General features: G+C 63.9%; 21 protein-coding genes. 10 read left to right on the top strand and 11 right to left on the bottom strand.

All coding sequences use genetic code 11. The features are described 5' to 3' along the window. Positions 1 to 52 precede the first annotated feature (52 nt). Positions 53 to 280, bottom strand: coding sequence for an MbtH family protein (locus DQP57_RS14575; RefSeq protein WP_112633622.1), 228 nt, complete (start codon positions 278 to 280; stop codon positions 53 to 55). A gap of 1,208 nt (positions 281 to 1,488) precedes the next feature. Between DQP57_RS14575 and DQP57_RS14570 the strand changes: the two genes are divergently transcribed. Next, the gene (locus DQP57_RS14570) at positions 1,489 to 2,283 is read left to right on the top strand and encodes a GAP family protein (protein ID WP_112633615.1); all 795 of its coding nucleotides are present in this window, start codon (positions 1,489 to 1,491) and stop codon (positions 2,281 to 2,283) included. Between the two features lie 13 nt (positions 2,284 to 2,296). Here the strand turns inward: DQP57_RS14570 and DQP57_RS14565 are convergent, their stop codons facing one another. After that, positions 2,297 to 3,061, bottom strand: coding sequence for an ANTAR domain-containing protein (locus tag DQP57_RS14565; RefSeq protein ID WP_112633614.1), 765 nt, complete (start codon positions 3,059 to 3,061; stop codon positions 2,297 to 2,299). 93 nt (positions 3,062 to 3,154) lie between these two features. Between DQP57_RS14565 and DQP57_RS14560 the strand changes: the two genes are divergently transcribed. Continuing rightward, positions 3,155 to 3,958, top strand: coding sequence for a transglutaminase-like domain-containing protein (locus DQP57_RS14560; protein WP_205869132.1), 804 nt, complete (start codon positions 3,155 to 3,157; stop codon positions 3,956 to 3,958). Between the two features lie 214 nt (positions 3,959 to 4,172). Then, complete coding sequence (locus tag DQP57_RS14555; protein WP_112633612.1) at positions 4,173 to 4,643, top strand: DUF5994 family protein; 471 nt, start codon at positions 4,173 to 4,175, stop codon at positions 4,641 to 4,643. Positions 4,644 to 4,711: 68 nt separating this feature from the next. On the opposite strand, the gene DQP57_RS14550 is transcribed toward DQP57_RS14555, so the two are convergent. Further along, positions 4,712 to 5,167, bottom strand: coding sequence for a DUF5994 family protein (locus DQP57_RS14550; protein WP_112633611.1), 456 nt, complete (start codon positions 5,165 to 5,167; stop codon positions 4,712 to 4,714). Positions 5,168 to 6,014: 847 nt separating this feature from the next. Between DQP57_RS14550 and DQP57_RS14540 the strand changes: the two genes are divergently transcribed. Continuing rightward, positions 6,015 to 6,218: a cold-shock protein gene (locus DQP57_RS14540; protein WP_112633609.1), complete on the top strand. Its 204-nt coding sequence runs from the start codon at positions 6,015 to 6,017 to the stop codon at positions 6,216 to 6,218. 129 nt (positions 6,219 to 6,347) lie between these two features. Here DQP57_RS14540 and DQP57_RS14535 read toward each other — a convergent pair whose 3' ends face one another. After that, complete coding sequence (locus tag DQP57_RS14535) at positions 6,348 to 6,809, bottom strand: hypothetical protein (protein WP_240631763.1); 462 nt, start codon at positions 6,807 to 6,809, stop codon at positions 6,348 to 6,350. A gap of 142 nt (positions 6,810 to 6,951) precedes the next feature. Here DQP57_RS14535 and DQP57_RS27435 point away from each other — a divergent pair, with 142 nt between their 5' ends. Beyond that, positions 6,952 to 7,086, top strand: a complete 135-nt coding sequence (locus DQP57_RS27435) for a hypothetical protein (protein ID WP_276310833.1) — start codon at positions 6,952 to 6,954, stop codon at positions 7,084 to 7,086. 19 nt (positions 7,087 to 7,105) lie between these two features. Here DQP57_RS27435 and DQP57_RS14530 read toward each other — a convergent pair whose 3' ends face one another. Next, positions 7,106 to 8,374, bottom strand: a complete 1,269-nt coding sequence (locus DQP57_RS14530; RefSeq protein WP_240631762.1) for an MFS transporter — start codon at positions 8,372 to 8,374, stop codon at positions 7,106 to 7,108. A 165-nt stretch (positions 8,375 to 8,539) separates the two neighbouring features. Between DQP57_RS14530 and DQP57_RS14525 the strand changes: the two genes are divergently transcribed. From DQP57_RS14525 to DQP57_RS14515, 3 genes are all read left to right on the top strand, one after another. Next, positions 8,540 to 10,096 (top strand): succinic semialdehyde dehydrogenase, encoded by a 1,557-nt coding sequence (locus tag DQP57_RS14525; protein WP_112633608.1) that lies wholly within the window; start codon positions 8,540 to 8,542, stop codon positions 10,094 to 10,096. A gap of 87 nt (positions 10,097 to 10,183) precedes the next feature. Then, positions 10,184 to 10,621 (top strand): DUF4383 domain-containing protein, encoded by a 438-nt coding sequence (locus DQP57_RS14520; protein ID WP_112633607.1) that lies wholly within the window; start codon positions 10,184 to 10,186, stop codon positions 10,619 to 10,621. Between the two features lie 167 nt (positions 10,622 to 10,788). After that, complete coding sequence (locus tag DQP57_RS14515) at positions 10,789 to 11,460, top strand: DUF2510 domain-containing protein (protein WP_112633606.1); 672 nt, start codon at positions 10,789 to 10,791, stop codon at positions 11,458 to 11,460. Positions 11,461 to 11,479: 19 nt separating this feature from the next. On the opposite strand, the gene DQP57_RS14510 is transcribed toward DQP57_RS14515, so the two are convergent. Next, positions 11,480 to 11,908 (bottom strand): cellulose-binding domain-containing protein, encoded by a 429-nt coding sequence (locus DQP57_RS14510; protein ID WP_112633605.1) that lies wholly within the window; start codon positions 11,906 to 11,908, stop codon positions 11,480 to 11,482. 478 nt (positions 11,909 to 12,386) lie between these two features. Here DQP57_RS14510 and DQP57_RS14505 point away from each other — a divergent pair, with 478 nt between their 5' ends. Further along, positions 12,387 to 13,763 (top strand): hypothetical protein, encoded by a 1,377-nt coding sequence (locus tag DQP57_RS14505; RefSeq protein ID WP_112633604.1) that lies wholly within the window; start codon positions 12,387 to 12,389, stop codon positions 13,761 to 13,763. A gap of 83 nt (positions 13,764 to 13,846) precedes the next feature. On the opposite strand, the gene DQP57_RS26615 is transcribed toward DQP57_RS14505, so the two are convergent. After that, entirely contained in the window at positions 13,847 to 15,040 is a 1,194-nt protein-coding gene (locus DQP57_RS26615) for a hypothetical protein (protein WP_133259241.1), read from the bottom strand. A 1-nt stretch (position 15,041) separates the two neighbouring features. Further along, positions 15,042 to 16,430: an RNA-directed DNA polymerase gene (locus DQP57_RS14500; protein WP_112633603.1), complete on the bottom strand. Its 1,389-nt coding sequence runs from the start codon at positions 16,428 to 16,430 to the stop codon at positions 15,042 to 15,044. A gap of 268 nt (positions 16,431 to 16,698) precedes the next feature. Between DQP57_RS14500 and DQP57_RS14495 the strand changes: the two genes are divergently transcribed. Next, positions 16,699 to 17,727, top strand: a complete 1,029-nt coding sequence (locus DQP57_RS14495; RefSeq protein ID WP_112633620.1) for a S1 family peptidase — start codon at positions 16,699 to 16,701, stop codon at positions 17,725 to 17,727. A gap of 72 nt (positions 17,728 to 17,799) precedes the next feature. Here the strand turns inward: DQP57_RS14495 and DQP57_RS14490 are convergent, their stop codons facing one another. The 3 genes from DQP57_RS14490 to DQP57_RS14480 form a co-directional block, all read right to left on the bottom strand. Then, on the bottom strand, positions 17,800 to 18,339 hold the full coding sequence (locus DQP57_RS14490; protein ID WP_133259240.1) for a hypothetical protein: 540 nt from the start codon (positions 18,337 to 18,339) through the stop codon (positions 17,800 to 17,802). A 258-nt stretch (positions 18,340 to 18,597) separates the two neighbouring features. Further along, complete coding sequence (mobF, locus tag DQP57_RS14485) at positions 18,598 to 21,390, bottom strand: MobF family relaxase (RefSeq protein WP_112633601.1); 2,793 nt, start codon at positions 21,388 to 21,390, stop codon at positions 18,598 to 18,600. 430 nt (positions 21,391 to 21,820) lie between these two features. After that, the gene (locus tag DQP57_RS14480; protein WP_133259239.1) at positions 21,821 to 22,696 is read right to left on the bottom strand and encodes a hypothetical protein; all 876 of its coding nucleotides are present in this window, start codon (positions 22,694 to 22,696) and stop codon (positions 21,821 to 21,823) included. Positions 22,697 to 23,176 lie beyond the last annotated feature (480 nt).

The following is a 23,176-nucleotide window of genomic DNA, read 5'->3' as shown; positions in this document are numbered from 1 at the left end:
TACACGCCCCCCACCAAGAGTCGACCCCGGAACCCTTCATACCGATACCGGTCTACTGATCACAAACCGGCGCGGTCAGCGTGTCGCGCAGAGTTTTCGCCCGTATATCGGGCCAGGCTTCTTCGATGTAGTGCAGGCATGTGGCGCGGTCGGCTTCCCCAAAAACTACTCTCCAACCGGCGGGAATGACAGCGAAGGCTGGCCAAAGACTGTGTTGTTCCTCGTTATTGACCAAGACGAAAAATTGGCCGTTGTCGTCATCGAACGGATTGAGCGACACCGATGGACCCCCTAACACCGAGACGTACATTTACCAAGACGCGCCGCGGACAACTCCAAATATCGTTGCGGCGCTTGAGGATTGAGCCGTCAAGCCAGGCTGGTATGTCGACCGGCCCAGGCGCCCGACGTCAACGCCGGTAAGCTCGGTCGCCAGCGACGGCGCCACGACACGATGGCCGGTACGGCCATCGTGGCCCCTCGCCGACAGATAGCGTTCATCAGCAGTGCACTCCGGGTGAGCTGCTGCTACGACCGTCGGCGTCGCGATCCACGGAGTGGACGATACCCAGCCAATACTGTGCGAAACATGTGAATTCCGTTCGTACATAACCGATCCGCAGTCACTCTACTGCCACACTCGTTTTTTGCTGCTTAGCGAAAGTAACGTGTCGCGCGTGCGGCGGGTTCATCTCCACTTCCCCACTACGACGCCGGGGGCTATTTCGCGTGCCCTCCACGAGTGATCGTTTGCCGCTGTGGGCATCGAAAAACCTCGTTTACGCAACCGCAAAATATTTGCCCCTGCGGCCCAGGCGGGAGCGGCGCCGGCACGCGTGATCGCGAAACCGCCGATTGAATTCACGTTGGTACCAAGTCCCAGCGCCTTCAGCTGCGCATTTGCGAACGTTCCTGGGCGTGCTCCGCCGGTGTGCTCCGACATCGAATTCGGCTGCCGCCATGCAAAAACGTACGGGCGCTTGCTAAAACGCGGCCGCCGGTACGGCGAATCACCGATGGCGATCCCGGCCGCGCCGTAGCTGCACCGAGCCGGACCGGCCCACGTCACCTGCCCCATCGCCTGCCTCCGTCGTTGCATGTCGCCGAGCGAATCGGCCGCCAAGCCAGCCTCGCACGATTTGCCAAGGGGCGCTCAGGGCCATCCACACGGGCCCGTAAACAGGCACGTTGTGATTGATCTCACCGGCACCCGGCGCAGAAAATGTTCGCCAGCGTTCGGGCGTCGGCCGGGCCCGCTACTTCCGATGCCCGGCTGCGCCCACCCGAGCCGGGCGGCTTTTCGGCCCGCGCCCCGCCCTCTCACCTGCCGCGCTACCGTGCGGTGGCCGGCCCCGAATCCGTTGAACACGATCATGTTTGGCGCACACAGCAGATTCATAGCCGACTTTGCGGCGCGAAAATACTCGAGTACTTACTCGGGTAGCGGCCGCGTTTAGACGCGGCCGCTCACGGGTAGAGCCCCGAACCATGTGGGGGTCTGTGCTGGGCTTGGGGATCCTGGCAGCGCTCAATCCGGTCCGCCTCGGCCTCGCCTTGTTGATGATCTCGCGACCCCGTCCGGGGCCGAGCCTGCTCGCCTATTGGCTCGGCGGATTGACGGTATGCGTACCCGAGCTGCTCGTCCCGCTGATGCTGCTGAACTTCACGCCGGTGTTCGGCCACCTTGCGCACGGCTCGGCGTCCCCGTCGACGAGCTCGGCCCTCGGCAGAATCCAGATCACCCTCGGCGTGGTCGCCTTGTCGGTCGCCGCACTGATGACGGTCCGCTTCCTGACCGGGCAGCGGAAGCTGGAGCCCGCGCCCGACGCCGACCGCTCGCCAGAACTGTCGATGGTCTCGGGTGCGCCGATCGCGATGCCGCGGCTGCTGACCCGGGTCCAGGACGTGCCGGCCGACGACCCGTCCCGATTCCGGCGCCTGCTCGGCCGCATCCACCACGCCTGGGAAAGCGGGGCGTCGTGGGTGGCGTGGGTAATCGGCGTCATCGCGGTGCCGGTCGACGGCGTCCTCTTCATCGTCGCCATCATCGCCGCCTCGGGCGCCTCGATCACCGCGCAGGCCGGCGCCTCGGTTGCATTCGTCATCCTGATGTACGCCGTCGTCGAGATCATCCTCGTCGGCTACGTGATCAGGCCGGCGAAAACACAGTCCTTACTGTTGGTGCTGCACGACTGGGTGCGGTCCTATCACCGGCAGATCCTGGTAGCGCTGTTCACCGTGGTCGGGGTCTCGGAACTGGCCCAGGGTCTGCACATCCTCTGAGCGGCTCGCCGACTCAGGACGACCCGCGACCCGCCGGCCCGGTCGGGGGCTGCTCGGACTCGACCAGCATGCGGGCGATCTGCTCGACCCGCGTATTCGTCTCCTGCGAGAGCCTGGTCAGCAGCCCGAACGCGGCGGCGGCATCGATCTTGAATCGTTCCATCAGCATGCCCTTGGCCTGACCGATGGTGTCCCGGGTGTCGATGGCGCGCATCAACTGCGTCACCTCGTCGGACAATGCCCGCTGGCGTTGGAGGTGACGGGCGGTCTCCACGGCGTTCACCGCCTCGAGCGTGTGCAACAGCTCACCAGGATCCCAGGAGCCGCCCTGCTCGACGTCGCGCGTCACCTCCGCAAGAACCTGCTTGCTTTCCGAGACTTCCGTGACGCAGTGCACCACACCCACCAGTTCGCCGTGGTCGAGCAGCGGGGAGTTGGTCGGGCTCCACACCTTCGGCAGGTATTCCTCCGGGTTGGCGGGGTTGCGGATGTCGTACCGCTGCAGCCGCATCTTGTGGGTGTGTCCACTGTGCATCGCGGTCTCCAGCGACGACGCGAGCTTGGCGGTTCCGTCGGCGTGTGGGTCGTTGGGGTTGTCCGGGAAGGCGTCGAACAGGTACTGCCCGGGCAGCTCGTCGTGCTCTCGCAGCGTGACGTGCTCGTAGGCCGGGCTTGCCGCGCGGATCCGCAGCCCGCTGTCGAGCAACAAGCAGCACACCCCCGGTGCCCCTCGGACCAAATCCCGGGCGATCACGTCGAACTGATCTTGGTTGCGCACTGTGGAAGGCACTTACCCGTTTGTCAAGGTGCCTAACCCGCCGGTGGCGGCGTCCCGGTGGCGAATCCGGGGCGACTCGCGCAGGATCGCGCTATGAGACGCGAAGTGGGCGCCGAGCTCGAAGTCGAAATCACCGCGGCCACGACGCTGGAGTTTCAGATCGCTGTGGCACCGCATCCGCGGGCCGAGGTGTTCGAGTCGCTGCGGTTCGTCCTGAACGGGCGGCCGATCACGCCCCTGGAGATCAGCGGGCTGCACGGCAACCGCATCCACAAGTTCGACGCGGCGGTGGGCACGCTGCGCGTCGATTACGAGGCGACGATCGTTGGTCAGACCGATCCGGCGCCGGTGACCGAATACGACCAGTCGATGTACCTGCGGCCCAGCCGCTACGCCGAATCCGACAAGTTCTTTGGTTTCGCCGCAACGGAATTCGGCAAGGACCGCGATTCCGCCGAACTGCTGGAGCACGTGAGTTCGTGGGTGGGCACCAGGCTGGACTACGTGCCCGGCTCCAGCGACCCGATCGACGGGGCGGTGGACACCCTGCTCGCCGGCGAAGGCGTGTGCCGGGACTACGCGCATCTGGTGGTGGCGCTGTTGCGGGCGGTCAGCGTCCCGGCCCGGGTGGTGTCCGTGTACGCGCCCGGCGTGTACCCGATGGACTTTCACGCCGTCGCCGAGGCGTTCGTCGACGGGCACTGGCGGGTGGTGGACGCGACGCTGCTGGCGCCGCGCCAGACCCTGGTGCGGATAGCCACCGGCCGCGACGCCTCCGACACGGCGTTTCTCGACAATCACAAAGGCTCGGTCACCCTGAACCGTCTGGGCGTGAGCGCCGTCGTGGACGGCGATTTGCCCATGGACTCCATCGACCACCTGGTTTCCATCCGCTGAAATCGGTTGAAACCGACTGCGCTACAAGGCAAATCGAAGCCGACCAGGCAGCACACAGCCGGAAACCGCGATTTGGTGATTTGCGCCCCTTCGGGCCGGGGATACCGGGTAGTGTGGGAGCAATCGGCGATACTTCGTGCGTGGCTATTCAAAGCCATGTCGTCGTCGATTCGAATAATTTGGCCGGTTTCGCGGTCAAGACGGGAGCGTCGTCATGACGCCGCAAACGGACCATATGGATGTCGGACATCGACACACCCCACCGATCCACACCCCGCGGTTGCGCCTCAAACCCAAAGCACCGCCCAGCGGGTCTGTCGATGGAGCGTGGTGGCCACGCAGCCAGGATCTCGTGGCAGAACTGCCAGACCTGTTGGCGGTGCTGTCAGTCCGACTCGGTCCGATCGGCCGGGTGATCTACAAACTCACCGATTGGGCGCCGGCGCCCGCCAAATGCGAGTTTGGCAACCAGGTGGTACGACTCGACGGGTATCGCCTCCAGCCCGTCAACACCATCGAAGTCGTCGGGACCAACCGCAAGAGAATCGTTCTCCTGGTGCTGTCGCCCGAGACCGACCCCGCGCAGGCGCATGCCGTCATGATGACCGCCGCCGGTCCGAACAACGGCTTGACGGTCGAAAGCTTGCTGATGATCAGCGCGAAAGAGATAGAAGCCCGCACGTAGGTCGCCCATACCGGCGGCAAGCGCTGCGATATTCAACGAGAACTGTCTATCCTGCCCGCGAGATCGTCTCAGCGGCGACGGCGCGCCACGGACATCGGCTCGCCCCCGGCGGCGCGCACAATGCCTTCGGCGGACTTGAACGCGCGCGAATCGTGATCGACCGCATAGACGGGTAGGCCGGCAGCTCGCCGTAGAACCATCACCGCCAGCGCAGTACCGGTGCGGTGCGGGACAATCAGAAGTCTTGCGCGCGCATCCCGTCCGGAGACCGTCATGATTTGAGGGTCAATGCCTAGCCACCAACCCCAATTCAGTTGCGGCTGGCCTTGCAACGCTGACCAGTTGACGTTGATGTCGACGACCTGCCCCAAACGGACGTTCAAGACGGACACTAATTCGGGGAGTTCTCGCGAGATCACCCCGGTCCGGGGCCACCACGCCCCATCGACCTTGTTCCCGAGCCGGGTCGCTAGCGTGAGCCGCAGCGAGCTCTGTCGGCACGCCGGCCCTATCGTCCCGATCATCCGTGGGGGTGGTTCCGCCACCGCATTCTGTCCTGATGCGACGAGATCGAACGACGGATTTGCGCGATTCATTTGCGGCCCTTCACACTTCGCGGTGGCCGGCCCGAGAGACCGGGTCGACGGAGGAATCGCATTGTCCGTGATCTCGTGCGTGCGATGACGTTCGAGGCCAGTGCCGACAATGAAACGGCTCTGTATCAACGTTACGCCATCATGTGCTCGAGTAGCACCCAGTCGGCCACGGCACCCAACAGCAACTCACGTCGACGGAGCGAACCCCGTTGCGGCTCAACGTACCTCGTCACGAACCGGACGTCGGTGCACCCGTGGGCTGGGCCGACCGGAAGGTGATGGAACAGCGCGCCATCAGCCCAACCCATCGGCTCGCGCTGCACGCAGGTTTGCGGCGAACGGCGGAAAACGTGACTTTTTGCGGGCAGCCAGATTTCACCGTTTTGTGTCTTTTCAAGGCGTTCACCAGCAGTTTCTGGATAGATGAGGACGGGCGGCCCCGCAGGAGCGTAGACTCGGCGAACCGGGACCGATCAGGCCCCCAAATCAAAGGGCCGCGATGTCTGACAAATCCCCCCGCCAAACTATGTCGAAGAAGTCGGGTAAGTCCCTGAAAGAAAAACGCGCTGCGAAGCGTACCGAGGCCGCCAGCGTGTCCCAGACTGATTCGTTACTGCACGGCAAAAAGGCCTGATCGGGGAACTAGCGATTCCACCATGCCGGCCGTCTCGAGGGTGCCGGGCAAAATCGGTCGGCACGTCGCGTTGCTGCCGCGTCGCGGCGGAATGTGGATATGCCTGAATCAGATCCACTGGGAAAAGAGAGAGAAGTTGTCATGCCGCAAGGAACTGTGAAATGGTTCAACAGCGAAAAGGGTTTCGGATTTATCGCCCCTGACGGTGCAGAAAAGGACGTGTTCGTCCACCAATCCGAGATTCAGGCAAGCGGTTTCCGAACGCTTGAGGAGAATCAACGGGTCCAATTCGAGATCACACAGGGGCCTAAAGGTCCCCAAGCGGTCGGAGTGTCCACCCTCTAGCGACGAAGCACGAGGCCGCGGCGCCTGACACCGTTGTCCGCGCCTGCCGTTCAGCGGCGTCGCGAAACTGCCTGAGGCAGTTGCCTTATCGGGCGCTGCCCGCGACCCGAAACGACCGAGGAACGGTCCTCAATCCTCGGAGTCGTCGTCGGACTTCTCGGAGTCCTCGGAGTCCTCGGAGTCCTCGGAGTCGTCGTCCGACTTGTCGGAGTCCTCGGACTTGTCGGAGTCCTTCGACTTGTCGTCGGAGTCGTCCTTGGACTCCTTGTCCTTGGACTCCTTGTCCTTGGACTCCTTGCTCTTGTCCTCGGATTCCTTGTCCTTGGATTCCTTGTCTTTGGACTCCTTGTCCTCGGACTCGTCGTCCTTGGACTCGTCGCCCTTGGACTCCTCGTCGTCGGACTCCTCGTCCTTCGCATCCGCCTCATCGGCCTTGTCCGCATACTTCGTCAAGAGGCCGGCGAGCTCGCGGGCCTCTTGTGGCGACAGCAGGTCGTCGAATATTCGCTCATCGCTGTCAGAGATGCGCTCGAGATAAACCGCCTTGGCTTCGGCGCCGACATCCCAGCGGCCCCCTTCGTGACGAACCATCCGATGCCGCCTTTCGACTACCTGATTGCACACTCGGCGCGGTCCCGCGCTTGTACGGTGCTTACCCACTTTTGCCGTCGAAGACGACCACGATTTTGCGCCGGGCCCGGCGGGTAGTCCTTGCGTCGACAGAGGAGTTGCGATGACCGAACGCCCAGAACCCGACCGCGACGACCCCAAGGACGACCCTCCCGGCCCCGCGGATCATGGCCGCGAAGGTGGAATGGCGACCCGCGAGAACGCGCCCGAACTCACCAAGCCCGACCGCGACGACTGACGTCGCGGCCCGCGCCGCCTCAGCGCGGCCGCAACAGACCCGCGGCCAGCATCGCGGCGGCCATCCAGGCCGCGGCGTAGCCGAACGCCGCCGCCGGAGACACCAGCGTGTACAGGAAGCCGGCCACCACGGTCGCCACTAGGTCACCCGCCGCCTGCACGGCGCCAAGGACACCGAATCCGCTGCCGCGCAGCCGGTCCGGCAGCAGCTGAGACACCACCGCCGACTGGGTGGGTTCGGCCAGCCCGATGCCTATCCCCGCCGCACGAAACGCCACCACGATCAGCGCGACGCTATGCCCCCCGACGGCGAACAACCCATATCCGACGACGTAGACCGCGGCGGCCGTGGCGAAGACGGCCCGAGGCCCCGCGCGGTCATACCAGCGTCCCGCCAGCAGCGAGGAGACCGTCGCGGCGACGTTGTGACCCGCATAGACCAGGATGGCCAGTGACGTGGCTGCGGTCGCCGACCGCAGCGGCGAAACGAAAAGATGCGCCGCCCGCAGAATGAGCAGAGTCGCGGCGAGGTTGCCGAACTCGAACAGCGCGACCGGCAGCAGGGCGCGCAGCATCCCCGCATCACGGAGCGCCGCAAGCTGCAGCCGCCGTGCCGCCGGCTCGCCGCCTGCGGGATCGTCGCGACGCGCCGCACGCGCGGCGACGAGAATCGCGAGCGCGGCGAACAACCCGGGCACCGCCGCCAGCAGCAGCGCCGGCCGAACACCTACCCATGCCACCAGGCCCGCGGCCAGCAGTGGCCCGACCACCGCGCCCAGGTTGTCCCCCGCCCGCTCCAGCCCGAAGGCTCTGCCGTGCGCCGACGGCGGGCTCAGCGATGCCAGCAGCGCATCGCGCGACGGCGAGCGCAACCCGCGTGACAGCCACGCCAGGGCGCGGAACAGCCCCGCCTGCCAGACCGCGACCGTCGCACCGATCGCGCCCGTGGCCAGCGCCGTGCCCAGATAACCGCCGGACGCCGTGCGACCTCGCTTTGTGCGGTCGTTGGCCAACGGAGCACCGGCCAGTTTCATGACGCCGACGAGGGCGTCACTGATGCCGTCGATGATTCCGAGGGCACTCGCGGAGGCCCCCAGCGTTCCGGTGATGAATGCCGGCAGCACCGACGTGGTGATCTCGTGGCCGGAGTCGGAAAAGAAGCTTGCCGCACCGACGGCTCCGACGCCCGGGGTCAGCCAGCGCCCGGCGGCACCGTCCCCGTCCGGCTCCGCCGCTCCCGCGGGCGAGGCTTCCTCGAGGGGACGGTGCGAAGACGGCTGATCGGACATGCGCCCTTCCTTCAACGCCTGCGGCTGCTCGCGTGCCGGCCCGGTGATGTCGATATTGTGCCGGACGCCTCGCCCATTGCGTCGTCGCCGTGACAGCTACCGGCGGGCCCGGCGCCGCAGAGCCAATAGTCTGGTGTTTTCCGACGCCGTTCGAGAGGTGATGACATGCCTGCACCGTCTGCCGAGGTCTTCGATCGCCTGCGTCCGCTGGCCGCGATCAAAGACGCCACCGCACGCCAGACCAAGACGATCGACGAGGTCTTCACCGGCAAGCCGCTGACCACCATCCCGATCGGCACCGCCGACGACGTCGAAGCCGCATTCGCCGAGGCGAGGGCGGCCCAGGCCGCCTGGGCGATCCGGCCGGTCGCCGAGCGCGTCGCGATCATCGCCCGCTACCGCGACCTCGTCGTCGACAACCGCGACTTCCTGATGGATCTCCTGCAGGCGGAGGCCGGCAAGGCCCGATGGGCGGCGCAGGAGGAAATCATCGACCTGATTGCGAACGCGAACTATTACGTGAGCGTCGCGGCCGACCTGCTGAAGCCGCGCACGGTGCAGTCGCTGCTCCCCGGGATCGGCAAGACCACGGTCGGCTACCAGCCCAAGGGTGTCGTCGGGGTGATTTCGCCGTGGAACTACCCGATGACGCTGACGGTGTCCGACTCGGTGCCGGCACTGCTGGCCGGTAACTCGGTGGTGCTCAAACCGGACAGCCAGACGCCGTATTGCGCGCTCGCGTGTGCCGAGCTCCTGTACCGGGCCGGCCTGCCGCGCGCGCTCTACGCGATCGTGCCCGGGCCGGGCTCGGTGGTGGGCACCGCGATCATCGACCGTTGCGACTACCTGATGTTCACCGGCTCGACCGCCACCGGCAGGCAGCTCGCCGAACACGCCGGCCGCCGTCTGATCGGGTTCTCGGCCGAGCTCGGAGGCAAGAACGCGATGATCGTCACGCGGGGGGCCAACCTCGACAAGGCCGCCAAGGCGGCCACCCGCGCGTGCTTCTCGAACGCGGGCCAGCTGTGCATCTCCATCGAGCGCATCTACGTCGAGAAGGACATCGCCGACGATTTCATCGGCAAGTTCGGCGCCGCGGTGCGAAACATGAAGCTGGGCACCGCATATGACTTCTCGGTGGACATGGGCAGCCTGATCTCCGCGGGTCAGCTGGACACGGTGACGGATCATGTCGAGGACGCGAAAACCAAGGGCGCCAAGGTGATTGCGGGCGCAAAGGCGCGGCCCGACGTCGGCCCCCTGTTCTACGAGCCGACCGTGCTGACCGATGTCACGCCCGAGATGGAGTGCGCGGCCAACGAGACGTTCGGGCCGCTCGTCTCGATCTATCCCGTCGCCGACGTGGACGAGGCCGTCGAGAAGGCCAACAACACCGACTACGGCCTCAACGCCAGCGTGTGGGCGGGCTCCTCGGCCGAGGGACAGCAGATCGCCGCCCGGTTGCGGTCGGGCACGGTGAACGTCAACGAGGGTTACGCGTTCGCGTGGGGCAGCCTGAGCGCGCCGATGGGCGGCATGGGCCAGTCCGGCGTCGGTCGCCGGCACGGTCCCGAGGGCCTGCTGAAGTACACCGAGTCGCAGACGATCGCGACCGCGCGCGTGTTCAATCTCGATCCCCCGCTTGGCATTCCGGGAACCCTGTGGCAGAAGTCGCTGCTGCCGATCGTGCGGACGGTGATGAAGATCCCCGGCCGGAACTGAGTTCGCCGGCGACCGATCGCCCGTTGACCCAGATCTACTACCGAGCGTAGTATCCGGGCTACCCCATCCTGCACAAGGAGGTGCGATGTGAGGTGGAGTTTCGCCCAGATCGGGCTGCTGATCATCTGCGTTTTTCACGTCGTCCAGGCGGTGATCGGCCTCGTCATCAACCCGAGCTTCGCCACCGGCCCCACCGCGCCGACCGTGCAGCTGCTCGGAATGGACTACAACGGCTGGCACGCCGTCGCCGGTCTGGCGCTGTTCGCCCCGGGTCTGGTGTTCGCGCTGCGCAAGTCGTGGTCCGTGCTGTATCTGTTGCTCGCCGCCATAGCCGGTGCGCTGCCGGGCATTTGGGCCTTCTTCTCCCATCAGGTCGCGTTCGTCTTCACCTTTCCCAACAACACGACGGACGCGGTGGTGCACCTGGTGACCGCCGCGGTGATGGTCGCGGTGGCGGCCGTGCAGATCCGGATGGACGGCGGTCTCAGGAATTCGCTCGGTGATCTGCGGAGCCGACTGCGCTGAGACGCTCGCCCACCCGGGCCAGTGCCGAGTTCATCTCGGCGCCGCTGCGGGCTGTCCGTCCGTCGGCTGACCGGCTGGCGGCGCGGCGCCGACCGAAACGGATCGCGTTTCGCGCGGTCAGCGGGGGCGGGTGGCCGGGATGTCGCCGCCGCGACGAAAATGGAGGGATGCCGTCAGAACAGGCGCCGCCGCCGCCGCAATCGGCACCCGGCTGGTACCCCGATCCCGCCGTAGGCCACGGGTTGCAGCGATATTTCGACGGCACCAGCTGGACCAGCGAGTGGGCCTTTTCGGCAGACCCGCCGAAGAAAGGCCTTCCCGGCAAGGCGGTCCTGGCGCTGGCGGCGCTGTGCGTCTTGGTGCTGCTCATCATCGTCGGCAAGAGCTGGGTTTTCGATCCGAAGAAGGACAGCCGATCGGCCGAATCGAGCAGTTCGGCCACGGCGGGACCGACCGAGGCGGCGCCGTCGACGTCGGCCGGTCCCAGAAAGCCCGACGGCGTCACCTTCACCATCGCGTCGGGCCCAGAAGGCGACGTGGTCGACGCGAAATTCGCCATTCGTGACAACTACACCGAGCAGATGATCAAGGACGGTGCCCGGCTGGACACCATTGGCATCCTCAAGTACGCGCGGGCGACCTACCCGGACGCGTCGGCGGTGAATGTGCAGGGCACCTTCCCGATGACCGACCCGTACGGCAACACCTCGACTCAGGTCGCCATCGACCTCACGTATTCGCGGGCCACGTTGGACAAGATCAACTTCGACGGCATCAGCAAATCCAGCATCTGGGAGATTCGCGACTCCGGCACCGTCCTTCCGGCCTTCCAGCCGTAGGCCGGTCGATGCGTCGCGGCTAGGTGCTGCAGTATTGCCCGTTGATCAGGCAGTTCGCCGGTGGGGTGAAGGAGCCGGTCAGCACGCCCCTGAAACCGCCCGTGGCCGAACCCCCGGGTGCAATGGTGCGATTCCAGTTCGCGGGCGTGAGGACATAGTGCGTGCCCGATTGGGTGACGGTGCTGTTCCAGGCGTGCAGGACGGATTCGCCCGCCGGCAGGTCGAATTCCAGTTTCCAGTCGTTCAGCGGCGCCATGCTCGCGTTGGTGACGCTGAAGCGGGCGATGAAACCGTTCTGCCACGCATGATCCACCGACAACGTCGCCGTGGCCGCGGCCGCGTGCGCTGCGGGGGCGACGCCGAGTCCCACGACGGCAGCCGTCAACGCCGACACGGTGACGTGAAACGCTGCGCGCCAGCCATTCCCGCGATTGTTGACTCCTCCCATGACAGCCAACCCTAAAAGCACGGGGCCGAGATCGGCCCACGCGGCGCGGCTAAGCTGCAATACCTTTGCCCAACCGAAACCGTCATGAAATTTTGGCCCCTGCGCGGGCCGGCGGACTGAGGTGCCGGCCACAACCGCCGCTGACCTCTGGTCGGGCTGACAGGATTTGAACCTGCGACCACTTGACCCCCAGTCGGACATGAGCTGAATTTCGTTGTCTCGCAATAACTCTGGATGCAGTCTGACCAGCGATAACCGTATCCCGGCGTCCCCCTCCGACTCCCCTGGTTCGCTCCTAGTTGTGACAACGTTGTGACAACGCCGCCGATCGTGTGCCCCGCGATGACAGATTCAGAGGTGTTTGCTTGACGACACGCGCCAAATGATCGTGCGTTTTGTCGGACCGTTATGCGAAGCTGTCCGGCTGCCCACAGAAGGGAGCCACAGACGATGTGACATTACGAAGGAAGGTACGAACGTGGAAGACGCCGAGCAGGAAGGCATAGAGCAAGTACGCGACTGGATCGGCCGGCTAGAGGTGTTCGCAGCCGCGCTAGATGACATCGAGGGTGACGACGCGACAGATTTCTGCGACGGCGCGCTTGACGCTTGGCAAAACATAGGGTTACCGAGCGTCACACACGCAGGACCGCAGGCTCTAGTGGTCTTCGAGGCCCTAAATGCGCTCGCGAGAGTTGGCACCGCTGCGGCAATGGACTGGGCGGATACGCCTGACGTGCGGGATCGCTATACGCGAGACTCTGCGCAACAGCTTGTGTCGGACGCTTTGGATGACGTCATTTCTGAGTGCAAGTGTTGGCTTTCCGAAGGCCTGCCTCCTGCGGATGAGATTAAGCACAGGTTCACCACAGTGGCTGGCGAACTCAAGAAGTCTATGCAGGTATTGGGCGAGAAGAACGCCGAGCTGGACGCTCAGGACGCCGAAGCGGAGGCAGACCAGTACGGCGCAATTCTCTTGCACCGCGATCCCAGCCGGTCTGACGCACCCATCTTCGAGAAGGTGTGTTCGTTCACCGAAGAGGAAAACGCTAGGTACGTAGATGCGTACAACAGGATTCGGCGAATGCTGGACTGCGAACTCTTGCAGCACATTTCAGATGAAAGCGACCGCCTGTGCGATGTGCTGATGGACGTGCTTAGCGAGCTTCAGAAGAATCAAGGGTTACTACGCCATAGTGCCGCCATGGCTGAACGTCGACGCAAATTGCGCTCGGCCCTGATTTCGTTCACCGCGGCTCTGCAGATCCACGAGTACCAAACCATCCGCAGCGCACGGCGAACCCTTGGCCTGGACCGCTCAGAGGTGGACAAGATCAAAGCCCTGTTCGCCGAGCTTAAGGAAACATCGTTCGACTACAGGTGGCTAGAGGCTCTACGCGATGCGCTGCAGCACGGCGACATCGATGCCTTCAAGTGGCGCTTCAGCATCAGCATTGATGCCGAGCCTGCCGTGACCATCACCATGGACCGCGCATTCATGCTCGAATTCCATAACGACAACCGAACGAAGCCTTGGCTTAAGCGTCGTGAACTGGAGGAGCTGGACTCTGATCCCAACGTGCTGGACATGATCAAAGGGGTTCAGCCTCTAATGGGTGCCTTGCAGAAAAAGCTTGACGCCGTCTTGTACTCGAACGTGGCCGAGGATGCCGCCACCGTCAAGGAGCTGATCGGGCGGTTCGACGGCAGAGAAGGGATGTACTTCCTGCAGACCGGCCCCGGCTTCACTCGGCGAAAGTTAGCGCCGCCACAAATGCCGCTTGAGCCGCACGTGCTGAACTTCGCCTACACCTATACGCCCGAGGAAGCCTCGGACGCAGCACGCGGCTCGTGACCTGATGGGCACCAATGGGTATGCGTCGAGCCGGTGAGCAAGATACGGGGCTACGAGGCTTGTCGTCCCTCGGGGGTCCGCCCTCACCAGTATCCGCTAGCCTTGCTTCGCGGGGGCGTGGGCGTTAAGAAGCCAGCAACTTCTTGACTATTCTCCTTGAGCCACCGTCTTTGCCCTGCATAGACGCCGTGAAGCTTCCTCTCATGGCCGCGGATCACGACGAGCATGATTACCAAGCCGGCAGCAGCAGTCCATCCCGCAATATGGCCGATAGTTGCCAGAATAGTTTTGTTCGATGGGCCATACAACGCCAATGAAAGCGCTATTGGGATCAGGAACATCGCGCCCGCGAGTGGTGAACGAAGCTTGCGACGTCTGGGGGTGGTGGTCCGATTGACCTGCGGTGGCGGATTGGGCGCTTCCTCATCGCCGACGAGGTAACGCCACATCCAGTAGGAAATACAAACTACTAGTCCGGATACCGCTATTCGGCGATCTTCTAACTGCAGAAGCTCCCAAGTGCGACGGGACCTTAATGCCGGAAGAAAAATCTTTGCGGTCGGAAGCAAGAGACGCAGTCCGGAAAGCCTATTAATAATATGGAAGATGAACGGATCAGCCAGAAGCAATAACCCAACGAGATATACAGCCATTGACCGCTTTGTCGCACCTTTAAAATTATCCAAAAAGCTGCTTAACGCTGTCCTTTGGCGGCGAGCGCCCTTGCGCTCATATCCTCGATTTATTAAGAATGCGACGAAGTAGACAACCACCAACAAAGCCGCGGCAAGCAGATGCGTTAACCGGCATCCTGAGCGCACAGAGCTACCAAAGTTTAGCAAAGCCACTCCAAAGACAGCCGCTGTGGCTATAGCGAGACCTAGTATCATTTCAAGTCCGATGCGAAACATCGATCCCATATACAACGCTCGGTTTCGCGTATTTGCAGGCATGCGCGTATTTAGGAGTAGCAAATATGCGGTCAATAACTCGGATGGGCTGATTTCTGGATATTCCTCTTCAAGGAAGTTGGTCGGCTGACTTTCAGTGTACGAAGCGGCGCGAGCAGGTATATCCAAAAAGTAAAGAACCAATCCGGTCATCAGTGCTGCGACTAAGCCGACGAACGGGCCCTCCAGCACCTCCGTCTTTACGCCGGGCGCAATAGCTTTAAATGTCACCACAAAGATTGCATAATTTACTAGCCCCGGAATGACTATCCTGATCCCCTCATATGCGTCAAACGAACCCGGGCTAACTTCACCAAACGCAGCCATTTTAGAGGAGTGTATAGGCGCTAGGTAGTGGCAATTTCCGCGACTCGTCGGCCACTTTCGCGGTCTGCGGCGCCAGTGACCGCAACGATTCTGGAATCGTGTGACCGATGTCTATAAGCGCGCCGATTGCAGCCCGGGGATCGGGAACATTTTCATAGCTGGCAATCTCATCAACTACCACCTCTGCCTGTTCATGCACGGCCATCACGCGCAAGATAGCCGCCCATAAGGCTGGGATGTCAGTCGACTGCAACTGCCTGGCCAGAGACTCCAGGGTCGAGCCCTCAAGTGGAATGTTGCACAGCAAAGGACATAGCCGTATTAGTGTCCAGGGCCACAGGACAGGCCCCTGCACAATGCCTTGGACGCGCTCTCTGACATTTTGGTGTTCCAAAAACCGACTGAGATAATACACCAAACGAGGGGTATCCACCGAATTCTGAGAGAGTTGCTGGATTGCATATTCGACGGCAATATCGTCTTTCTGCGTTGCGAGCCGAGGCAAAGAGAAACGTAACAAACGTCGATCTTGATCGTTCACGGCACGGAAGAACACTGTACGCAAGCTTGCGCGAACGACAGCACCAGATTCCATTTGCGGGTGGTAGACACTTTCCAGCGGCGCTCCGTGCTTTCGAGTAAGGTACTCCTGCGACGTGGTGAGCGAAAGCTTCTGAACGTTCAGCTTGAAACCGAAGTCGCCGAGAGCATCCGCGAGTCTCGCTGCAGCGCACTCCGCCTCGCGTGGGGTGTCCGCGAAGATTCGATAGTCATCAACCCAACGTGTAAATGGCCTTTGTATGGCGGCGTCTGCTCCGCTTAAAAGGTGGTTTGCGATTAATCGCGCATCGCCGTAGCCAGCGGGTAGGCCACGAATTCCCGACCGCGAGGCCAGCAGCAAGAAATTATGGACGCGCCACCAGCTATTGCCCACTCGGGCGGGCATCTTCTTACTCAGTAATTCTGGATCTACTGAATCGAAAAAACTTTGCACGTCGGCAACGACGACATACCTATGCTCATGCGCTAGCGCATCGCCAATGCTTCTGAAGCGTAGGTACTCGTCGCTGTAGGCACCGCCATAAGTCGCTCCTGTTCGGTACCCGCAGACTGCGGGATCCAAGAGTGCCTCACTTATCTGACGGAGGGGCGCTATCGCATCCCGGAGCGCGCGCAGTGCCGAACCGCTAAGGACCGGTACGGTGCGCTTGCCCCGATCCGTTCTCGGAACATCGACGAACTGCACGTCAGCAGCAGTCAAACCGGGTGCCATCAGGCATTTTTTGAGGTCAAAGTTTCCAAGCACATCTGGAATCCACTGGGTTGCCAGGTCCTCATGGAGGTCGCGCGCAAGCTCCTCGCTGATTGTCCCGGCGTCAACTTGAAGCATGGTTTTAGGGTATCGGCGATATATGACAACTCTCGAGCTCTAGACCTCGACTCGCCGAGAGATGCCACCCAGAAGAGGCCCACCCAGGTCGACTGGGGCTAGTCTGGCGTACCCGGCGCGTCGGCGCACCAGCTTGTCGGCGGCCGCAGATAGCGTGACTTCCGTGGTGAATACAGACGTCGACACCTCCCATGCGGCACCGCCACCCCGACAGGCGATTCCTGCTGGCCTTGAACCGGGCACACAAGCGTGGCGGGTGCACGTCGCCGTGTGGGCGTACAAGTTCTTCAGCCCGGCGCGCGACCCTGAGGTCGCCGCGGCGATCGGCAAGCCTGAGCCTCCACTCCCAGAGCAGCCGGATCCCGATCCTCGGAATGCCGTGCCGTTTGAGCCGTGGTCGGTGTTCGACTTTTCCCGGTATCTGCACTCGCTTGGCCTACTCGGCGCGGGCAACGTCGCGGCGCTCACCCGCCTCCTGGGCGCTATGGAACGTGCTGGACTGCTCCTGCCCCTGGGCTGGCAGCAGCACCTCCCGATGATGGGCCAGCAGTACGTCACGGAGGTCGCCGTATCGAAGGGGCAGAGCGGGGGCAACCTGTGGCTGTCAGAGGTCTTCGGCGCCAGCCTGATCATCCCCAGCTACAACGCCATAACCATCCGGCTCGCCGGCCACGACGAATACGACAACCCCATAGACAGCTGGGGCACCGGCCTCCTGCTCGACCACACCCACGTCCTCACCAACAAGCACGTCATCACCGGCCTGATGGGCAACGCGGGCCTGTCCATCTACCCGTCCGATGAACGCGCGATCCGTGCAGGGCACTTCAGTTGCGCCGCCCAGGTACGAGCGCATCAGACCCTCGACGTGGCGGTCATCGAAGCCCACATGCCTGAAGGCAAGGGGATGCCGCGCCTCGCCGGCATGGCGTTCCGCGACCCCGAGTGGGACGACGACGTGTACGTGTTCGGCTATCCGCGTGTTCCGATGACCACCGAAATGGGCATCACCGTACAGCGCGGCCCGGTCGTCAACCCCGCCGCAACCACGATCCCCGACCAACAGAAGATCTTCCTATACTCGGCCATCGCTCGGCCGGGCAACAGCGGCGGCCCCATCGTCGCCCAGGACGGCCGGGTCATCGGCATCGTCGTCGAGGACTCCGCGGAGCGGTCATCGACGGATAGCGAGCCGGCAGGAGCACCGTTCTACCGCGGCATCCCCTCCAGCGAGGTGATCCGCGCGCTAGACGAAATGGGCTTCGGAGGCCTGATACAGATGGACACCATCCCGTAGCGACTGCCGCATGTTCCGCCCAAAATGGGTCGTCCTGCTGCAAGTCGAGCGCCACACGCGCCACACTGTCCGCTAGCCGGGCGCCGCGCCAATCGCGTCTCGGATCGCGTGCAGCAATGCGTCCACCCGATCTAACTGGTGCTCGTTGTAAATGCGGGTTTGATCGGGCAGTGCCACCGGCTCCGCCACATCGGCGAACCACACCTTCGCGGCGAAAACCCATCTCCCATGCTCTGTGAGCCCGCGTTCGCCGATCGTCAGTTCGGTAATCCGGTGGAGGGGTCGCACCCATGCCGCCCGCACCGTCGCATTCGCGTACTGGCCGCGATACATCGGTACGTCGCGCTCAACTTCGAGCGTGTAATCGCGTTGGTCAAACGCCACATCGACATAAGCCAACGCCGTGCCCGTGACCGCGTACACGGTCCACGCCGTTGCCGCCTCATCCCGGCCGTCGTACTCGGTGACCGAGGCGCGGATCGCGGCCGGGGAGACCAGTCCCCCGACAAGCGATGACACTAGCGTCGGTGGCTCCTCGACTGCGTTGCTCTGCCCCCGCGGGGCTACTAGCCGGGACGGAGACGCCTTCAGTTCGTCATCTTCGACGCGCATATCGCGCACCGTACTCGCGCGGACCGACAAGCCGGTCCATCCCAGAGCTGCTGGGCACCCCGTCGCTCGTTGTCACCTGCCGGATACCGGTCGCCGAACCGCCCCGCAGCGCTGGGACTGGCGTAATCACGCTGGCCGGCCAGAATTCCGCCTGCGCAAATTAAATAGCTAACTACCTTTGCGCGGAGCCGGGTTAAGCACAATCAATCCGACGGATAGCGGACTCACAGAGATGGGGCCCGGGTCTCGCCCGGTGGGCTAGAGTTCGAGTCCCTCGATCGAGCGATCTGCTTGGATGTGGTGGCTGCGGGCGGTCCATGCTGCGTACGCGAATGCGATTGTGTCGTCGCGCCAGCGTCTGTAGCCGCGGGCGAGGTTGCTGACCGCTTCTGTTCGGCGTTGGGTCGCGGCGCGAACACGCGCGGGATGGAACTGGGAAGCGGTTGTGGCGGCGACGTCATGGGCGGTGGCGGGGTGTTCGTCGTTGGCGGTGATGCCGCGCAACAATGTCGCGGCGTCGTGGCGGCTTCTCCGGTCCGCGACGTGGGGGGCTTGAGCCGAGGCGTCTCGGTATTCCTGCTCGGTGCGGCGCTGGTAGAGGTAGGCGGTGTTGGCGTCGCGGCCGCGGGTGAGGGCGACGTAGGCCAGTGCGCGGGTGGCGTTTTCGCTCAGCACGGCGTGAGTGTTGTCGGCTGTGACCCCTTGGGCGGAGTGCACGGTGAGCGCGTAACCGTAAGTGATGTGTTCGCGCACATAATCCTTGGGGAAGGCGCCCACGGTGTTGTCGCCGAGGCGGCGGGCGACGAGCCGGCCGTCGTCAGGATTGATCCGGGCCACCTGCCAGCGCTGCCCATTGCGCACCACGCTGTGTTCGGCTGCAGGGTCGTCGGTGTTGCGCAGCGGGATCGAGGCGTCGTTGCGGCGGGTGAGGATGACATCGCCGACGGCTAGGGCGTGTCCGCGGGCGCCGGTGAGGGCGGGGGCGTCAGAGGGGACGGTGTCGTGGTGTAGGCGCTGGTTGAGCGCGTCGGCCATTTCGGTGCTATCGCAGAGCAGTAGCGCGTCTTTGCCGGCGGCGGTGTCGGCCTGGTAGGCGGCCAGGGCGTCGGCGGCCATCGTAATGGCATCCCCGCAATGCAGACGGTCATGGGTGCGGTACCAGCCGATGGCGCGGCGCAGCGGCGCTGGCCCGCCGTCACGGAGCGCCAGCGAGGCGGCGCGTTCGTCGGGGTCGCGCATGCGCCACACCGCCGAGAGGCGTTGGGACCAGGGCAGATCGGTGCACAGTTGGGCGAACATGCCCCCGCGGGCCTTGACCGGGGCGAGCTGATGCTGATCTCCGATGAGGACCGTCTTGGCGCCGGCCGCGGTCGTCGCGGCCAGCAGCCGATGCAGATCGCCGGTGCCGGCCATCGCGGCCTCGTCGACGACCACCAGCGTGTGCGGGCCGAACTCTAATTGGTTGATGTCCAGGAGTTGCAGGGCTTTGGCGATGGTGTAGCCGTGATCGCCGGCGCCCTCGCGCACCGCGACATCGACGGCCTTGCCGGTCGGTGCGAGTACGAGGACGTTGCCGTGGAAGCGGCGGCGCGCCGCGGCGCGCAGGGCTCGCATCGAGGTGGTCTTGCCTGCGCCGGCGGGCGCGCACAGCGGCTGGATCAGCCACGGTGAGGCGCCGATGTTGTGTACGGCGCGCTGTTGGTCCGGTGACAGGTACGCGGTGTCTTCGGGTTTGACCCACAGCATGGCGCGGTCGGCGCGCGCGTCGGCGAGGTCGAGCACTGCGGCCTCCTCGCGCAGGATCGCGTCGAGGGTGAAGCGCTCATGGCCCTCGCGCTGATGCGCGGCCCTGGGCGCGCTCAACCGCACCGCGACCTCATCCACGGCGGATTCCACCAGCTCGCGGGGGGTGCGCTCGGTGTCGACCGGCAGCTGCGCACCGAGCATCTCGACCAGATCGGCGCGGGTGAACGCAGCCTTGTCGATCCGCTCGGCCGCACCCAGGAGGCGCGCTCGATCCAGCGGGGTGCGTGCTGCTGCGCGCCGCGCCGCGCGCGCGGTTTGGAACGCGGCGCGGTCCAGGCGCAGGCCGCGCTCATCGGCGCGCCACTGCGCCCGCAGCTGCGCCCAGGCGAGTTCTTCGGGCTTGGTAGGCCGCGTGGCCTTTTGCGCGGCCGCCAACTGCGCGGCGGTCCACGGCTTGTCGACGACCTTGAGGTGATCCGCGGCCCAGTCGCGCAGTTGGGTGGAGCGCCGCGACCACGCGGCGATCGTCTCCCGGTCGACCCCGGCCACCTCGGCCATCCCGGTCGCCGGGTCCACCGGCGCCCATTCCACGCCCAGCGACTGATGCAGCTCCCGGCGCAGGGTGGCCTGATAGATCACCCCGGCAGCGCGGGCTTCGTGATACAGCGACGTCCCGTCAAGCGACACCAGTACCCCGTCGGCGCGGGCCTGCCGGTTAGGGACGATGACATGCGTGTGCAGATGCGGGTCTCCGCTCCGCGACGTCTCATGCTGATAGGCGATTGCCACGAGTCCTGGCAGCCGCACGAGGTCTTTTTCCCCGGTGCGCGGGTTATGGATCCGGGTGTAGCTGGCGTGCACGCTCAGATACGCCAGTGCCTCGGCCAACGCGCTCGTGTGCGCGTCGGCGATCGCCTTGGACACGACATCATCGGCACGCAAGGCTCGCAGCAGCGAAACGCTCTTATGCGCGCAGAAAGTCAGATCGAATCCATGCACCCCGCGTTGCCCGAAGGAGCGTCCCCGCCCGCCGTTGGGTGCGATGCCCTCATCGAGCCAGCGGGCCACCACCTCGGCGTCCGCCTCGCCCCCCGCCCGCTGCGCATCGCTCAGGCCGACCAACCCGGTCACGGTGTGGGTGTCGCCGGACAGCAGCCAGGTCGGGGTGCGGGTTTCGTGTTCGGAGTAGTACTCCCCCAGCCCGCCGCCAGTTCGAGCCGCATCACGGCTGGCGATCTCGGCGGTGCGGGCGGTGTCGATGTAGTAGTTGATCGACCACCGCTTCAGCTTGGAGATCGTCAACACTCGCACCACCCACTGACGGCGACTGCGGCGCAACACATCTGCTACCGCGGTTGTGGCACTTGCTGTGCCACAACCATTCTCGCACACTGTGCAAATGTGCCCGAGTCAATTTCGGAGCGATTATTACTGTGATCGCGTGTCCTGTAAGGCGTTTGGGAGTACATAGGAAAGATAGAGCAGTAAAGGGGTCGGGCTCGGAATAGTTGGGAATTGATGAGAAGTGCTGAAGGAGAGTGTGCTTGGTGGGCTGCGCTTGGCGCATGCTTGCGGGTTCGGCAGCGACTACGCGAGCCGAGGGACTCGCGGACGACAACCAAGCCACCGGCGGCATCGACCGTTACGCACGTTTGGCTAACGGTGGGGGAGATCTGAATAGCGTCTCAGGCGCACTCACGCTCTATCCCAATGCGAGCGGATTTGATAGCTAATTTTACGACAGATCAACGTAATCCACCACGACGTCGGGCGCATCGTCAGGGAAAAACCCGGCCGTGAAATGCCCCTTGTCTTCCGCGTCGCGTTGAACCCAAGACGTGCCAGAATCGTTCCTCGGGTTCTGTATGGCGGCCTCGGCGGTCCCTTCGCCTTCGTACGATCCGTGGAGTTCGAATTGTGGCCCCCCGGGGTCGACGGTAAGACCATTGACGGCTACGTCTATGCGCGCCTGCACCGGCCCAACGTCTGGGCCATACCCGCGCTCCTCCAACGCATGCTCGATAAGTCGACGCAACTGGGCTCGTATTTCGTCAATTACCGCCCGGACCGTTGTGACGAGCGCGGCGTCAAAATCGCAGCTGTACGCGTCTTCGAGGAGTACTCGCGCCCTCCGTGACGTCTCGTCGAGGGTTACCGTCACAAGGTAATCGTCCATCGCGTCGCCGTCCGGATCGGAGAAGTCGTAGTTGGACGGCCCTTCGAGGATTTGTGGAACGATGTGGCGCAACCGGTTAATTAGCGCGGGACCGAGTTCAGACAGCGTTTCCATCACATCATCATTGGTCTGATCGAATCCGGTGACGGTGGACATCGCCGAATTGAAGGCCTTGCCGCTGTGGAACTTTTCGACGGCCTGTATAACGCGACGTTCGAGCCTGCGAGCTTTACGAAGCACCGACATCATACGGGGTGCGGAGGTGAAATCGCCGTTCGATTTTTCGCCGTTGCAGGGACCGCAGATCGGCCCAAGATTGTGCGGTGCATGAATGTCGAAGGGCAGTTCGCGTTCGGCGGTGGTGAGGTGTTCCTGCAGAAGTTCTTGCAGGCGAATCTCTGAGGTCTTCTGGGGAATCAAGTGGTCGATTTCCACGGCGAGTAGATCGCGTGGGTGCCTGCACCAGCAGCACCGCCAATCCCAAGCATCCCAGAGGGCGTACCGCAGGATCATATTCTGCGCGGAGTCGCCGGGTCGGTATCGCACATCCACGATTCGAACGGTACGCCTGGCGCGGTGACCTGCTGCATCATATGCGGCTGCGGTGCATGGTCATGACTGACCGCCGTAGTCCGCCGCTACGCGCCGGGGGGCGGGCCGTAATGCCGTATTGGGTGCATTAGGTGCACTATCCGAGGGACGCACAGACTGTGGCACCAGAGCATTGCTGGAAGCGATGAGCGACGGTGTAAGCGGCCGAAACCTCTGTGACCGGGTGGGCTGACTCTAAGCGCCCCGTCGTTATTCGCAACGTTTATTAACGACCACTGCTCCAATACGAATGGGTCTGCTGCACGAATAGGTGACAACTGAGATGGCTTGCCCGGCGTGGGCAGGCTGGAAGGATGTCACCAT

It is taken from the genome of Mycobacterium colombiense (assembly GCF_003284935.1).
GTDB classification, from domain to species: Bacteria; Actinomycetota; Actinomycetes; order Mycobacteriales; family Mycobacteriaceae; genus Mycobacterium; species Mycobacterium arosiense_A.
This window is presented reverse-complemented; position numbering and strand designations above follow the sequence as displayed.